Source organism: Neisseria flava, from assembly GCF_982712965.1.
Genome location: NZ_CEXQBZ010000117.1, coordinates 10361 through 23940 on the forward strand (window position 1 = coordinate 10361; position 13580 = coordinate 23940).

Annotated in this window: 19 protein-coding genes; 18 read left to right on the plus strand and 1 reads right to left on the minus strand. The window is 48.7% G+C overall.

From position 1 onward, the window contains the following. Positions 1-221 precede the first annotated feature (221 nt). Positions 222-3200 (plus strand): Rne/Rng family ribonuclease, encoded by a 2979-nt coding sequence (locus AC5M9B_RS07865; protein WP_455007251.1) that lies wholly within the window; start codon positions 222-224, stop codon positions 3198-3200. A 102-nt stretch (positions 3201-3302) separates the two neighbouring features. Here AC5M9B_RS07865 and AC5M9B_RS07870 read toward each other — a convergent pair whose 3' ends face one another. Then, positions 3303-3509 (minus strand): hypothetical protein, encoded by a 207-nt coding sequence (locus AC5M9B_RS07870; protein ID WP_016686300.1) that lies wholly within the window; start codon positions 3507-3509, stop codon positions 3303-3305. 322 nt (positions 3510-3831) lie between these two features. Between AC5M9B_RS07870 and AC5M9B_RS07875 the strand changes: the two genes are divergently transcribed. From AC5M9B_RS07875 to rpsH, 17 genes are all read left to right on the plus strand, one after another. Then, positions 3832-5046, plus strand: coding sequence for an MFS transporter (locus AC5M9B_RS07875; protein ID WP_146736715.1), 1215 nt, complete (start codon positions 3832-3834; stop codon positions 5044-5046). A gap of 148 nt (positions 5047-5194) precedes the next feature. Then, on the plus strand, positions 5195-6478 hold the full coding sequence (locus tag AC5M9B_RS07880; RefSeq protein WP_425326068.1) for an AmpG family muropeptide MFS transporter: 1284 nt from the start codon (positions 5195-5197) through the stop codon (positions 6476-6478). A 301-nt stretch (positions 6479-6779) separates the two neighbouring features. Beyond that, on the plus strand, positions 6780-7424 hold the full coding sequence (rplC, locus tag AC5M9B_RS07885) for a 50S ribosomal protein L3 (protein WP_002215400.1): 645 nt from the start codon (positions 6780-6782) through the stop codon (positions 7422-7424). Then, complete coding sequence (rplD, locus tag AC5M9B_RS07890; RefSeq protein ID WP_002218573.1) at positions 7424-8044, plus strand: 50S ribosomal protein L4; 621 nt, start codon at positions 7424-7426, stop codon at positions 8042-8044. The genes rplC and rplD overlap by 1 nt, the downstream gene beginning before the upstream one ends. Beyond that, on the plus strand, positions 8041-8355 hold the full coding sequence (gene rplW / locus AC5M9B_RS07895; protein ID WP_002231529.1) for a 50S ribosomal protein L23: 315 nt from the start codon (positions 8041-8043) through the stop codon (positions 8353-8355). Before rplD ends, rplW begins: the two co-directional genes overlap by 4 nt. A 5-nt stretch (positions 8356-8360) precedes the next feature. Next, a complete protein-coding gene (gene rplB, locus AC5M9B_RS07900) occupies positions 8361-9194 on the plus strand; it encodes a 50S ribosomal protein L2 (RefSeq protein WP_003742892.1) in 834 nt (277 codons plus the stop codon). Between the two features lie 5 nt (positions 9195-9199). Further along, on the plus strand, positions 9200-9478 hold the full coding sequence (gene rpsS / locus AC5M9B_RS07905) for a 30S ribosomal protein S19 (protein ID WP_002215422.1): 279 nt from the start codon (positions 9200-9202) through the stop codon (positions 9476-9478). An 8-nt stretch (positions 9479-9486) separates the two neighbouring features. Continuing rightward, positions 9487-9816 (plus strand): 50S ribosomal protein L22, encoded by a 330-nt coding sequence (gene rplV / locus AC5M9B_RS07910; RefSeq protein ID WP_003675877.1) that lies wholly within the window; start codon positions 9487-9489, stop codon positions 9814-9816. A gap of 9 nt (positions 9817-9825) precedes the next feature. After that, a complete protein-coding gene (rpsC, locus tag AC5M9B_RS07915; protein WP_003675878.1) occupies positions 9826-10521 on the plus strand; it encodes a 30S ribosomal protein S3 in 696 nt (231 codons plus the stop codon). Then, entirely contained in the window at positions 10505-10921 is a 417-nt protein-coding gene (gene rplP / locus AC5M9B_RS07920) for a 50S ribosomal protein L16 (protein WP_003675880.1), read from the plus strand. The genes rpsC and rplP overlap by 17 nt, the downstream gene beginning before the upstream one ends. Continuing rightward, the gene (rpmC, locus tag AC5M9B_RS07925) at positions 10921-11112 is read left to right on the plus strand and encodes a 50S ribosomal protein L29 (protein WP_003675882.1); all 192 of its coding nucleotides are present in this window, start codon (positions 10921-10923) and stop codon (positions 11110-11112) included. The genes rplP and rpmC overlap by 1 nt, the downstream gene beginning before the upstream one ends. Then, positions 11112-11375 carry a 30S ribosomal protein S17 gene (rpsQ, locus tag AC5M9B_RS07930; RefSeq protein ID WP_070656372.1) on the plus strand — a complete coding sequence of 88 codons (264 nt, stop codon included), beginning with the start codon at positions 11112-11114 and terminating at the stop codon, positions 11373-11375. Before rpmC ends, rpsQ begins: the two co-directional genes overlap by 1 nt. 225 nt (positions 11376-11600) lie before the next feature. After that, positions 11601-11969 carry a 50S ribosomal protein L14 gene (gene rplN, locus AC5M9B_RS07935; protein ID WP_002215434.1) on the plus strand — a complete coding sequence of 123 codons (369 nt, stop codon included), beginning with the start codon at positions 11601-11603 and terminating at the stop codon, positions 11967-11969. Positions 11970-11980: 11 nt separating this feature from the next. After that, complete coding sequence (rplX, locus tag AC5M9B_RS07940) at positions 11981-12304, plus strand: 50S ribosomal protein L24 (protein WP_101809910.1); 324 nt, start codon at positions 11981-11983, stop codon at positions 12302-12304. Between the two features lie 9 nt (positions 12305-12313). Further along, positions 12314-12853, plus strand: coding sequence for a 50S ribosomal protein L5 (gene rplE / locus AC5M9B_RS07945; protein ID WP_003684750.1), 540 nt, complete (start codon positions 12314-12316; stop codon positions 12851-12853). A 2-nt stretch (positions 12854-12855) separates the two neighbouring features. Then, entirely contained in the window at positions 12856-13161 is a 306-nt protein-coding gene (gene rpsN / locus AC5M9B_RS07950) for a 30S ribosomal protein S14 (RefSeq protein WP_003684736.1), read from the plus strand. A 14-nt stretch (positions 13162-13175) separates the two neighbouring features. After that, positions 13176-13568, plus strand: coding sequence for a 30S ribosomal protein S8 (gene rpsH, locus AC5M9B_RS07955; RefSeq protein WP_003742898.1), 393 nt, complete (start codon positions 13176-13178; stop codon positions 13566-13568). The last annotated feature ends 12 nt before the right edge of the window (positions 13569-13580 follow it).

Genomic DNA, 13580 nt, shown 5'->3' on the forward strand with positions numbered 1-13580 from the left:
TTGCCTTCTTTATCCGTACCCTTCCGCACACGGCCGCATTGTTTTGGGCGGCGTGCAACCTTGCGGACTTCAATTCAAAAACTGATTGCTCATCCGGGTTTCTGCATCCCGCGCCGAAAAGGGGCGTGGGCTATGCCCAATCCCATCTGCCTCGCAGAGTGTCTGACAAAGAGCAGGCAGGTCGTCTGAAAAAGGCTGCCCGCCTGTGCGAGGTAATCATTATGAAAAGAATGTTGTTCAATGCAACGCAGGCCGAAGAGCTGCGCGTTGCTATTGTCGATGGGCAAAACCTTTTGGATTTGGACATCGAAACGCTGGGTAAAGAGCAGCGCAAAGGTAATATTTACAAGGGTATCATCACCCGTATCGAGCCGTCGCTGGAAGCATGTTTCGTGGATTACGGAACCGACCGCCACGGCTTTTTGCCGTTTAAGGAAGTATCGCGTTCGTATTTCCGCGATTACGAAGGCGGCAGGGCGCGTATTCAAGACGTGCTCAAAGAAGGCATGGAAGTCATCGTTCAAGTCGAAAAAGACGAACGCGGCAACAAAGGTGCGGCGCTGACCACCTTCATCAGCCTTGCCGGACGCTATCTGGTATTGATGCCGAACAACCCGCGCGGCGGCGGCGTATCCCGCCGTATCGAAGGCGAAGAGCGTCAAGAACTCAAAGCCGCTATGGCAGAACTCGACATTCCGAACGGCATGAGCATCATCGCGCGTACCGCCGGTATCGGCCGCAGCGCGGAAGAGTTGGAATGGGATTTGAACTACCTCAAACAGCTTTGGCAGGCGATCGAAGAAGCAGGAAAAGCACACCACGACCCTTACCTGCTTTTCATGGAAAGCTCGCTGCTCATCCGTGCCATCCGCGACTATTTCCGTCCCGACATCGGTGAAATTCTGGTGGACAATCAAGAGGTTTACGATCAAGTTGCCGAGTTTATGAGCTACGTCATGCCGAGCAACGTAGGTCGTCTGAAACTCTATCAAGACCACACGCCGCTGTTCTCCCGCTTCCAAATCGAACACCAAATCGAAAGCGCGTTCGCCCGCAGCGTCAGCCTGCCTTCAGGCGGCGCGATTGTGATCGACCACACCGAAGCCCTGGTTTCCATCGACGTCAACTCCGCCCGCGCCACCCGCGGCTCGGATATCGAAGACACCGCGTTCAAAACCAATATGGAAGCCGCTGAAGAAGTCGCGCGCCAAATGCGCCTGCGCGACTTGGGCGGTTTGGTCGTCATCGACTTCATCGACATGGAAAACCCCAAGCACCAGCGCGATGTTGAAAACGTCCTGCGCGACGCGCTCAAAAAAGACCGCGCCCGCGTGCAAATGGGCAAACTCTCCCGCTTCGGCCTCTTGGAATTAAGCCGCCAACGCCTGAAACCCGCTTTAGGCGAAAGTAGCCACGTCGCCTGCCCGCGCTGCGCTGGTACCGGCGTCATCCGCGGCATCGAATCGACCGCCCTGCACGTTTTGCGCATCATTCAAGAAGAAGCGATGAAAGACAACACCGGCGAAGTGCACGCACAAGTGCCCGTCGATGTCGCCACCTTCCTGCTGAACGAAAAACGCGCCGAGCTGTTTGCGATGGAAGAGCGTTTGGACGTCAACGTCGTCCTGATTCCGAATATCCATCTGGAAAACCCGCACTACGAAATCAACCGTATCCGCATCGATGACGTAGAAGAAGACGGCGAACCGAGCTACAAACGCGTTGCCGAGCCGGAAGAAGACGAATCCGCCAAACCTTTCGGCAACGAAAGAGCCAAAGCCGCCCGTCCCGAACCCGCCGTCAAAGGCGTGCGCCATACCCAGCCTGCCCCGACCGTAGCCGAGCAGAAGAGCGGTTCATGGTGGGATAGCTTCAAAGCATGGCTCAAACGCATTTTCGGAGGCAATACCGCAGCCGAAACCGCGCCTGTTGCCGAAGTGGCAGAAAAACGCACTTCAAACGGCAACAACCGCAACGGCAATTCCGGCAACCGCCGCGCAAACAACCGCCGTCAAAACCCGCGCCGCAACAATAGGCACGACGGCAGCAAGGTAGAAGTGCGCGAAGTGGCGGACTTCAAAGACAAAGCAGCGGACAATCAGGCGGCGGAAAACGAAAACCGCAACGCCAAAGACAACCGCCGCAGCCGCAACCGCCAAAACGAGCGCAACGCCGCAGCGGAAGCCGAAAACCTCGAAGTCCAAGCACTTGCTGCCGCAACGTCGTCTGAAAACGAATCCCGTTCAAACGAACAGGCGCAAGGCAACAAACGCCGCCGCAACAACAACCGCAACGAACGTAACCGCGAACAAGCGGACATCCGTGCGGAAGAAACCCTGTCCGAAACAGTGGACAATGTGGCGGAAGAGGGCGTACAAACCGCTGATACCGATGCGCCGAAAGGCAACGAACGCCGCCAACGCGAGCGCAACAACCAACGCGACCGCCGCGAACGCAACAATCAGCGCGACCGCCGTCAAAACGGTAAAAAACGCAATATTCCGTCTGCCGCCAAAATCGAGCAGTACCTGAATATTCACGATACCGCCGACAAAGTCCGCTTCGCCGCCGCGCACGTCATGGGCGAGCCTGTCGAAGAAGCACCGTTTGCCGTAACCATCCCCGCTCCTGAGGATAGTGCCGAGCCTTTGGTTGTCGTCGTTTCCGAACCCGTTGCGGCCACTGAAGAAGCCTTCGTGTTCTCCATCGAAGGCGAAGAAGCGGACAGCGGTATCCTGATCGAAGACAGCACCGACGACGAATGCAGCATCATCGACTCCGCCATCGGCAGCGTTGAAGATACCCCGACCTCCGTGTTCGCCATCGAAACCGAAGACGGCTACCAACCGATGACCGCCGTCCCTGCCGAAGGCGAGGTCGAAGCCGTCGCCGAAATGGAGGAAGAGCTGGTCGTTTGGAAAGCCGAACGCGAAGCCGCCGCCGCCATCGAAGCCCTTGCCGCAGCAGCCGCCGCCGCCCAAGCAACGGAATCCGAACCGCAAACTGCTCCCGCCGTTGCCGCGATGCCCGACTTAGGCGGTTTGGTGTTTGTCGAAACCAATCCCGAAGCCGTCGCCGCCTTTGCCGAGCAGGTTCAGCCCGAACCCGAATCCGGCCTGCGCCGCGCGGACGTGCCGAAAGTCGAAGCCGAACCTGTCGCCGCTGCCGAAATGGTCTTGGTGGAAACGCGCAAAGACTGAAGGCTGAAAGAAGAGGACATCGTTTAAGATGCCCGAATCGACAAAAAGGTCGTCTGAAACCGTAAATCCGGTTTCAGACGACCTTTTTGTATGCAGTCCAACCTATTTTCTTTTTTTGAAATGTTTATAGGCAATCCAGACAGCAAGAAGCAGCGGCAACAAAAAACGGGCATAAGGATACCAAGGATGATCGATGTGCCAGTATCCGTGCCGTCCTTGCGGAACGGTGTCGTAGCGGTAACGGTCGGGATAAAAATTAATCCAAACCGTTATCGCTATCCATAGTGTAATATCCCTGATTGTTTTCATGCTGCTTCTCCTTAATCAACTGTCCGAGAGCGTCATTTCGAGCCGAAGGCACGGATTGGTTGGGTGTTTGCGGTCGAAGGTTGTCTGAAAATAAGGTTTCGGGTTTTCTGACGACCTTTGCCGTTCTTTACGCGCTGAATTTCCGTCCGCATTCCACGTCCTGCCTTGCAGGCAAAAGAAAAAGGACAACGTGGCGCGGATAGAGGTTTTGGCTATATCCAAAGTATCAGGAGTTATTTAGCCTATATCAACCTAATTTGTTAGAATCCGTCATTCTGCCGTTTGATTGAACGGCATTTTTCAATAGAAACAAACAATAACCATGACACGCACACAGCAAAAATCCCCTAACCTTTGGCCGGTAACCGCCGCTGCCGCCGCCATCCTGCTGATTACCATCGGTATGCGCATGACTTTGGGGCTGTTTGTCCGTCCCGTTGTCGACTCTACCGAGCTGAGTATCCAAGAGTTCAGCCTGATTATTGCCGTTTTCCAATTGATGTGGGGCTTGTCCCAGCCGCTTTCCGGCGCGCTTGCCGACCGCTTCGGCGCATTTAAGGTGTTGGGTGGCGGCGCGCTGCTGTTGACATCTGCCTGTCTGATGGTGCCGCAGATGCCGACTTATTGGGGGCTGATGCTGGCAATCGGGCTGCTTTTTGCATTCGGAACGGGTGCGGGCGGTTTCTCCATCATCATGGGGCAGGTCGCGGCGAAAGTGCCGCCGCACAAACGCGGTTTGGCTTCGGGTCTGGTCAACGCGGGCGGTTCGGCGGGGCAGTTTCTGTTTGCGCCGCTGGTGCAGGGTTTGCTGGTGTTGCCCGCCGTCGGCTGGACGGGAACGTTTTACGTTTGGGGTGGGATTGCACTTTTAATCCTGCCGATTTCGTGGTGGCTGGCGGGCGGCAAAAACGCTGTCGCCACGCACCACACGTCGTCTGAAAACGGGCAAACGCTGGGGCAGGCGGTCAAAGCGGCGTTTAAAGACCGAAGCTACATCCTGCTGCACTTAGGCTTTTTTACCTGCGGTTTCCACATTGCGTTTTTGGTAACCCACCTGCCCAACGAGATCGCGCTCTGCGGCCTGCCCGCTTCGGTCGCTTCGACTTCGATTGCGATTATCGGTTTGGCGAACATCGCGGGCTGCATTTTTTCGGGCTGGTGTACGGGGCGGTTTTTGGGCAAATACGTTTTGTTCGGACTCTACGCCTCGCGTGTGGCGATGGTGCTGATATACCTGGCCGCCCCGAGAACCGACGTCAATTTCTACATTTTCGCCGCCGCGCTGGGCTTCACTTGGCTCGCCACCGTCGCCCCGACTGCCGCGATTACGGGCAAGCTGTTCGGCACGCGCTATCTGGCGACGCTGTTCGGACTGACGATGTTGAGCCACCAAATCGGCGGCTTTTTAGGCTCGTATATCGGCGGCATCGTGATTTATCAATTCAACGATTACGGCTGGATGTGGTATGCCGACGCGGTGCTGGCGGGGACAGCGGCTTTGCTGAACCTGCCGATACGCGAAAAGAAAACGGCGTAAACCGCTTAAACAAAGCAAAGAACAAAGGTCGTCTGAAAACGGAAAAACCGGTTTTCAGACGACCTTTTTGATTATTATGCATAGTTTAAAGTTTGTTTGAACAGGATTTGTTACAATGCGCCTTTCTTTTTGATGTTGCTGACCTATTATGACTGCTTCACAACCAAGCACGATGCAGCGGATTTTTTCGCGCAATATGCTGATTTGTATTTTTACGGGCTTCACATCGGGGCTGCCGCTTTATTTCCTATACAGCCTGATTCCTGCGTGGCTGCGCCTCAACGAGGTTAATTTGAAAACCATCGGGCTGTTTGCCCTGATTGGTTTTCCTTACACTTGGAAATTTATCTGGTCTCCGCTCATGGACTCTGTACGCTTGCCGTTTTTAGGTTTGCGGCGCGGCTGGATGCTGGTGATGCAGATAGCGCTTTTGCTGCTTTTGGCTGCCTATGCGTTTGTCCGCCCGCAAGAACACTTGTCCATTATTTTGGGGCTGTCTTTGGTAGTGGCGTTTTTTTCCGCCAGTCAGGATATTGTGATCGATGCTTTCCGCCGAGAAGTGTTATCCGATGAAGAGTTGGTTTTGGGTAACTCGCTGTATGTGAATGCCTATCGTATTTCCTCGTTGATTCCCGCTTCATTAAGTCTGATTTTAGCCGATAGGATGCCTTGGTCGTCCGTCTTCATCATTACCGCGCTATTCATGATTCCGGGGTTGCTTGCCACTTTATTCGTGGCGCGAGAACCGGCACAACAACCCGTAGGTGCAAAAGGGTTTAAAAATACCGTTGTTGAGCCGTTCCGCGATTTCTTTACCCGTCAAAGCATTAAACAGGCGTTGATTATTTTGGCTTTTATCGTGCTGTATAAACTGGGTGACAGTATGGCAACTGCGCTGGCAAACCCGTTTTATATCGATATGGGCTTCTCACCAACTGACATGGGCCTGATTGCGAAAAACGCGGGACTGTGGCCGGCGGTGATTTTCGGGATTATCGGCGGCATTTGGGTAAACAAATTAGGCGTGAACCGTGCATTGTGGCTTTTTGGTTTGGTGCAATGGGTTACGATTTTAGGTTTTGCGTGGCTGGCAAGTTTCGGACATTTCGAGCATGTGGGTGCATCAGAACGAACCATGTTGGCAGTCGTCATTGCTGCCGAGGCAGTAGGTGTCGGCTTGGGTACGGTGGCATTTGTGTCGTATATGGCGCAACAAACCAATACCGCATTTACCGCCACACAGTTTGCGCTGCTGTCCAGCCTATCCGCTGTACCGCGTACGTTTATGAATGCGACAGCAGGGTTTCTGATTGAAGCGATGGGCTACGTTAATTTCTTTTGGCTGTGTTTCATGTTAGGGATTCCGGGTATGTTGCTGCTGTTTAAAGTTGCACCTTGGAACGGTGACAAAGCGAAGCAGTCCGCCGTTTGAATGTATCGGTAGGATAAAAGGTCGTCTGAAAACCTATGATTGTGGGTTTCAGACGACCTTTTGTTAAATATGGAGGGTGATTTGTGTGTAAACAACACGCCGCTTCCCTCGGGTATATAGACGGCGAAATATCAATTTATAGGGATAAAAAGCACGAGTAAGCCCCTGTGTTAAAAAAAGATTGGTATTTGCTTGATTTGTCGATTATAATGGCGGACTTGGTGCATTTGTGCCAAGTTTTATCATTGTCCGAAGGTAGGCCAATCGTAGCCCGCCCCTTTACTTTAAAAGGAAAATAATCATGACTTTAGGTCTGGTTGGACGCAAAGTTGGTATGACCCGCGTGTTCGACGAACAGGGTGTTTCTGTTCCGGTAACCGTTTTGGATATGTCTGCCAACCGCGTTACACAAGTAAAATCCAAAGATACTGACGGCTATACTGCCGTTCAAGTTACCTTTGGTCAGAAAAAAGCTAACCGTGTCAACAAAGCCGAAGCCGGACACTTTGCAAAAGCAGGTGTTGAAGCCGGTCGTGGTTTGATCGAGTTTGCTTTGACTGAAGAAAAACTGGCTGAATTGAAAGCCGGTGACGAAATCACCGTTTCTATGTTTGAAGTCGGTCAACTGGTCGATGTAACCGGTACCTCTAAAGGTAAAGGTTTCTCCGGTACGATCAAACGTCATAACTTCGGTGCCCAACGTACTTCCCACGGTAACTCCCGTTCTCACCGTGTTCCAGGTTCTATCGGTATGGCGCAAGACCCAGGTCGCGTGTTCCCCGGTAAACGCATGGCCGGTCAATACGGCAACACCAAAGCAACTGTCCAAAAACTGGAAGTTGTCCGTGTTGATGCAGAACGCCAACTGCTGTTGGTTAAGGGTGCTGTTCCGGGTGCGGTCAACAGCGATGTTGTAGTTCGTCCTAGCGTGAAAGTAGGTGCGTAATGGAATTGAAAGTAATTGACGCTAAAGGACAAGTTTCAGGCAGTCTGTCTGTTTCTGATGCTTTGTTCGCTCGCGAATACAATGAAGCGTTGGTTCATCAGCTGGTAAATGCCTACTTGGCAAACGCCCGCTCTGGCAACCGCGCTCAAAAAACCCGTGCCGAAGTAAAACACTCAACCAAAAAACCATGGCGCCAAAAAGGTACCGGCCGTGCCCGTTCCGGTATGACTTCTTCTCCGCTGTGGCGTAAAGGTGGTCGTGCGTTCCCGAACAAACCCGACGAAAACTTCACTCAAAAAGTAAACCGTAAAATGTACCGTGCCGGTATGGCGACTATCCTGTCCCAATTGGCCCGTGACGAGCGTTTGTTTGCGATCGAAGCGTTGACTGCTGAAACTCCTAAAACCAAAGTTTTTGCTGAACAAGTGAAAAATCTGGGTCTGGAGCAAGTGCTGTTTGTAACCAAACAGCTCGATGAGAATGTTTACTTGGCTTCACGCAACTTGCCAAACGTGTTGGTTTTGGAAGCTCAACAAGTTGATCCTTACAGCTTGCTGCGTTACAAAAAAGTAATCATCACTAAAGATGCAGTTGCACAATTAGAGGAGCAATGGGTATGAATCAACAACGTTTGACTCAAGTGATTTTGGCACCTATCGTTTCTGAAAAAAGCAACGTATTGGCTGAAAAACGCAACCAAATGACGTTTAAAGTTTTGGCAAATGCAACCAAACCTGAAATCAAAGCGGCTGTTGAGCTGCTGTTCGGTGTTCAAGTTGCTTCTGTAACTACCGTTACTACTAAAGGTAAAACTAAGCGTTTTGGTCGTACTTTGGGCCGCCGCAGCGATGTTAAAAAAGCTTATGTAAGCTTGGCTGCCGGTCAAGAGTTGGATTTGGAAGCCGCTGCTGCAGCTGCAGATAAGGAATAAACAAAATGGCAATTGTTAAAATGAAGCCAACTTCTGCAGGCCGTCGCGGCATGGTTCGCGTGGTAACAGAAGGTTTGCACAAAGGTGCGCCTTATGCACCTTTGCTCGAAAAGAAAAATTCTACTGCCGGTCGTAACAATAATGGTCATATCACCACCCGTCACAAGGGCGGCGGTCATAAACACCATTACCGTGTTGTAGACTTTAAACGTAACAAAGACGGTATCCCTGCAAAAGTAGAGCGTATTGAATACGATCCTAACCGTACTGCCTTCATTGCACTGTTGTGCTATGCAGACGGTGAGCGTCGCTACATCATCGCTCCTCGCGGTATTCAAGCCGGTGCTGTATTGGTTTCCGGTGCTGAAGCTGCCATCAAGGTAGGTAACACTCTGCCGATCCGCAACATTCCCGTTGGTACGACTATCCACTGTATCGAAATGAAACCTGGTAAAGGTGCACAAATTGCACGTTCTGCCGGTGCTTCTGCAGTATTGCTGGCTAAAGAAGGTGCATACGCTCAAGTCCGTCTGCGCTCTGGCGAAGTTCGTAAAATCAACGTAGATTGCCGTGCAACCATCGGTGAAGTCGGTAACGAAGAGCAAAGCCTGAAAAAAATCGGTAAAGCCGGTGCCAATCGTTGGCGCGGTATTCGTCCGACCGTTCGTGGTGTTGTCATGAACCCTGTCGATCACCCGCATGGTGGTGGTGAAGGTCGTACCGGTGAAGCTCGCGAACCGGTTAGCCCATGGGGTACTCCTGCTAAAGGCTACCGCACTCGTAATAACAAACGCACGGATAACATGATTGTTCGTCGTCGTTACTCAAATAAAGGTTAATTAGTATGGCTCGTTCATTGAAAAAAGGCCCATATGTAGACCTGCATTTGCTGAAAAAAGTAGATGCTGCTCGTGCAAGCAACGACAAGCGCCCGATTAAAACTTGGTCTCGTCGTTCTACCATTCTGCCTGACTTTATCGGTCTGACCATTGCTGTACACAACGGCCGCACTCATGTGCCGGTGTTTATCAGTGATAACATGGTTGGTCATAAATTAGGTGAATTCTCATTGACCCGTACCTTTAAAGGCCATTTGGCTGATAAAAAGGCTAAAAAGAAATAAGGTGAATCATGAGAGTAAATGCACAACATAAAAATGCCCGTATTTCAGCCCAAAAAGCTCGTTTGGTAGCTGATTTGATTCGTGGTAAAGACGTTGCCCAAGCTTTGAATATTTTGACTTTCAGCCCTAAAAAAGGTGCTGAACTGATTAAAAAAGTATTGGAATCAGCTATTGCTAATGCCGAGCACAATAACGGTGCCGACATTGATGAGTTGAAAGTGGTCACTATCTTTGTTGACAAAGGTCCAAGCTTGAAACGTTTCCAAGCTCGTGCCAAAGGTCGCGGTAACCGCATTGAAAAACAAACTTGTCATATCAATGTGACAGTGGGCAACTAAGGAAAAGCTATGGGACAAAAGATTAACCCTACAGGCTTTCGCCTGGCGGTAACTAAAGACTGGGCTTCAAAATGGTTTGCTAAAAGCACCGACTTTTCTGCTGTTTTGAAACAAGACATTGATGTTCGTAACTACCTGCGTAAAAAATTGGCGAATGCTTCTGTTGGTCGCGTAGTTATTGAACGTCCTGCAAAATCTGCACGCATTACCATCCACTCTGCCCGTCCAGGAGTAGTAATTGGTAAAAAAGGTGAGGATATCGAAGTTCTGAAACGTGATTTGCAAGCCTTGATGGGCGTGCCTGTTCATGTGAATATCGAAGAAATCCGTAAACCTGAATTGGATGCACAAATTATTGCTGATGGTATTGCTCAGCAATTGGAAAAACGCGTTCAATTCCGCCGTGCTATGAAGCGCGCTATGCAAAATGCTATGCGTTCAGGAGCAAAAGGTATCAAGATTATGACCTCAGGTCGTCTGAATGGTGCAGATATTGCTCGTAGCGAATGGTATCGTGAAGGTCGTGTACCTCTGCATACTTTGCGTGCCAACGTAGATTATGCGACTAGCGAAGCCCATACCACTTATGGCGTGCTGGGTCTGAAAGTTTGGGTCTATACTGAAGGTAATGTAAAGACTTCAGCTAAACCTGAGCATGAAAAGAAACAAAGAAAGGCAGGTGGACGTAATGCTGCAGCCAACTAGACTGAAATACCGCAAGCAACAAAAAGGTCGCAATACTGGTATTGCTACTCGCGGTAACAAAGTAAGTTTCGGTGAGTTCGGTTTGAAAGCCGTTGGTCGTGGTCGTTTGACTGCCCGCCAAATCGAAGCTGCTCGTCGTACAATGACTCGTCACATTAAACGTGGTGGTCGTATTTGGATTCGTGTATTCCCTGATAAACCAATTACTGAAAAACCTATTCAAGTTCGTATGGGTGGCGGTAAAGGTAACGTGGAATATTACATTGCCGAAATCAAACCAGGCAAAGTGTTGTATGAAATGGACGGTGTTCCAGAGGCTTTGGCTCGTGAAGCATTTGAATTGGCTGCTGCCAAATTGCCTATTCCTACGACCTTTGTAGTAAGACAGGTAGGTCAATAATGAAAGCAAATGAATTGAAAGACAAATCTATTGAGCAATTAAATGCAGATTTGTTGGACTTGTTGAAAGCTCAATTTGGCTTACGTATGCAAAACGCAACTGGTCAATTGGGTAAGCCAAGCGAATTAAAACGTGTACGTCGCGATATTGCTCGTATTAAAACCATTTTAACTGAAAAAGGTGCTAAGTAATGAGCGGAAATAAAAATGTTCGTACTTTGCAAGGCAAAGTGGTAAGCGACAAAATGGACAAAACTGTTACAGTGCTGGTTGAGCGTAAAGTGAAACACCCTCTGTACGGTAAAATCATCCGTTTATCAACTAAAATCCATGCCCATGATGAAAATAATCAATATGGAATTGGTGATGTAGTAGTAATTGCGGAATCTCGTCCACTGTCAAAAACCAAATCTTGGGTTGTTAAAGAGCTGGTTGAGAAAGCACGTACTGTTTAAGAATTAAGACAGTTGGCTTTAATAAGAAACGAAGTGTTGCGCCAAAGTGAATTTGCGTGTAAACTTCGTTTCTTATCTTTCAGTTTCTTCTGGAAGTTTCTTCCCTTCGGGATCCAAGACTGGTTTACTAGAACCGTGATGGTTTCATTTGGTTAGCTTAATTTAAATAAGTGAGCGAGCTATATGAAAATGGTAAATTAAGTTGGTTAATTTAAAGGTACTAATATGATTCAAATGCAGACCATCTTAGATGTGGCTGATAACTCTGGTGCGCGTCGCGTTATGTGTATCAAGGTGTTGGGCGGATCTAAGCGTCGCTACGCTTCTGTTGGCGATATTATTAAAGTCGCAGTTAAAGATGCGGCCCCACGTGGTCGTGTCAAAAAAGGTGATGTGTACAATGCAGTTGTTGTTCGTACTGCTAAAGGTGTGCGTCGTCCTGATGGTGCGTTGATTAAATTCGATAACAACGCCGCCGTGTTGTTAAACAATAAACTTGAACCTCTGGGTACCCGTATTTTTGGTCCGGTAACCCGTGAGTTGCGTACTGAGCGATTTATGAAAATCGTTTCATTGGCGCCTGAAGTGTTATAAGGAATAGCGCGATGAATAAAATCATTAAAGGTGACCAAGTTGTTGTGATCACTGGTAAGGATAAAGGTAAGCAAGGTCAAGTAGTTCGCGTATTGGATGATAAAGTTGTTGTTGAAGGTGTTAACGTTGTTAAACGTCACCAAAAACCTAATCCGATGCGTGGTATTGAGGGTGGTATTGTTTCGAAAGAAATGCCGTTGGATATTTCTAATGTTGCAATCCTGAATCCTGAAACTAATAAAGCAGACCGTGTTGGTATTAAACTGATTGAAAATGAAGGCAAAGTGAAGCGCGTTCGTTTCTTCAAATCAAATGGCTCTGTTATTGGAGCATAAGGAGATAACATGGCTCGTTTGAGAGAGTTTTATAAAGATACAGTTGTTCCTGAATTGGTTAAACAGTTTGGTTACAAGTCAGTAATGGAAGTTCCTCGTATTGAAAAAATCACTTTAAATATGGGGGTTGGAGAGGCTGTTGCTGATAAAAAAGTTATGGAGCATGCTGTATCTGATTTGGAAAAAATTGCTGGTCAAAAACCAGTAGTTACTGTTGCTCGTAAATCTATCGCTGGCTTTAAAATTCGTGATAATTATCCTGTGGGTTGCAAAGTAACACTGCGTCGTGATCAAATGTTCGAATTTTTGGATCGTTTGATTACTATTGCATTACCTCGAGTGCGTGACTTCCGTGGTGTAAGTGGCAAATCTTTTGATGGCCGTGGTAATTACAATATGGGTGTTCGCGAGCAAATCATTTTCCCGGAAATTGAATACGATAAAATTGATGCTTTGCGTGGTTTGAATATTACTATTACAACTACTGCAAAAACTGATGAAGAAGCTAAAGCTTTATTGTCACTGTTCAAGTTTCCGTTTAAAGGATAATCATGGCTAAGAAAGCACTTATTAATCGTGAGCTAAAACGTCAAGCTTTGGCGAAAAAGTTTGCAGCCAAACGTGAGGCAATTTTTGCTGTTATTAATGATGCGAATGCAACTGAAGAAGAGCGTTTTGAAGCTCGTCTGAAATTCCAATCCATTCCACGTAATGCAGCTCCTGTACGTCAACGTCGTCGTTGTGCTTTGACAGGTCGTCCTCGTGGTACTTTCCGTAAATTCGGTTTGGGTCGTATTAAAATCCGTGAAATCGCTATGCGTGGCGAGATTCCGGGTGTTGTTAAAGCTAGCTGGTAATAGGAGTATTAATAATGAGTATGCATGATCCTATTTCCGATATGTTGACTCGTATTCGTAATGCGCAACGTGCCAATAAGGTAGTAGTTGCCATGCCTTCTTCCAAATTAAAGTGTGCAATTGCAAAAGTCTTGAAAGAAGAAGGTTATATCGAGGATTTTTCGGTTTCTGCTGATGCGAAGCCGGTATTGGAAATTCAATTGAAATACTATGCAGGTCGCCCTGTGATTGAGCAAATTAAACGTGTTTCACGTCCAGGTTTGCGTATTTACAAAGCTTCTAGCGAAATTCCTAATGTTATGAATGGCTTGGGTATCGCTATTGTTAGTACTTCTAAAGGTGTGATGACTGACCGCAAGGCTCGTTCTGAGGGTGTTGGTGGTGAGTTGTTGTGCATCGTAGCCTAGTGGAGAAAAGTA

Coding starts and splice junctions, on each gene's coding strand:
- AC5M9B_RS07865 (WP_455007251.1), top strand. CDS start 222: ATGAAAAGAATGTTGTTCAATGCAACGCAGGCCGAAGAGCTGCGCGTT.
- AC5M9B_RS07870 (WP_016686300.1), bottom strand. CDS start 3,509: ATGAAAACAATCAGGGATATTACACTATGGATAGCGATAACGGTTTGG.
- AC5M9B_RS07875 (WP_146736715.1), top strand. CDS start 3,832: ATGACACGCACACAGCAAAAATCCCCTAACCTTTGGCCGGTAACCGCC.
- AC5M9B_RS07880 (WP_425326068.1), top strand. CDS start 5,195: ATGACTGCTTCACAACCAAGCACGATGCAGCGGATTTTTTCGCGCAAT.
- rplC (WP_002215400.1), top strand. CDS start 6,780: ATGACTTTAGGTCTGGTTGGACGCAAAGTTGGTATGACCCGCGTGTTC.
- rplD (WP_002218573.1), top strand. CDS start 7,424: ATGGAATTGAAAGTAATTGACGCTAAAGGACAAGTTTCAGGCAGTCTG.
- rplW (WP_002231529.1), top strand. CDS start 8,041: ATGAATCAACAACGTTTGACTCAAGTGATTTTGGCACCTATCGTTTCT.
- rplB (WP_003742892.1), top strand. CDS start 8,361: ATGGCAATTGTTAAAATGAAGCCAACTTCTGCAGGCCGTCGCGGCATG.
- rpsS (WP_002215422.1), top strand. CDS start 9,200: ATGGCTCGTTCATTGAAAAAAGGCCCATATGTAGACCTGCATTTGCTG.
- rplV (WP_003675877.1), top strand. CDS start 9,487: ATGAGAGTAAATGCACAACATAAAAATGCCCGTATTTCAGCCCAAAAA.
- rpsC (WP_003675878.1), top strand. CDS start 9,826: ATGGGACAAAAGATTAACCCTACAGGCTTTCGCCTGGCGGTAACTAAA.
- rplP (WP_003675880.1), top strand. CDS start 10,505: ATGCTGCAGCCAACTAGACTGAAATACCGCAAGCAACAAAAAGGTCGC.
- rpmC (WP_003675882.1), top strand. CDS start 10,921: ATGAAAGCAAATGAATTGAAAGACAAATCTATTGAGCAATTAAATGCA.
- rpsQ (WP_070656372.1), top strand. CDS start 11,112: ATGAGCGGAAATAAAAATGTTCGTACTTTGCAAGGCAAAGTGGTAAGC.
- rplN (WP_002215434.1), top strand. CDS start 11,601: ATGATTCAAATGCAGACCATCTTAGATGTGGCTGATAACTCTGGTGCG.
- rplX (WP_101809910.1), top strand. CDS start 11,981: ATGAATAAAATCATTAAAGGTGACCAAGTTGTTGTGATCACTGGTAAG.
- rplE (WP_003684750.1), top strand. CDS start 12,314: ATGGCTCGTTTGAGAGAGTTTTATAAAGATACAGTTGTTCCTGAATTG.
- rpsN (WP_003684736.1), top strand. CDS start 12,856: ATGGCTAAGAAAGCACTTATTAATCGTGAGCTAAAACGTCAAGCTTTG.
- rpsH (WP_003742898.1), top strand. CDS start 13,176: ATGAGTATGCATGATCCTATTTCCGATATGTTGACTCGTATTCGTAAT.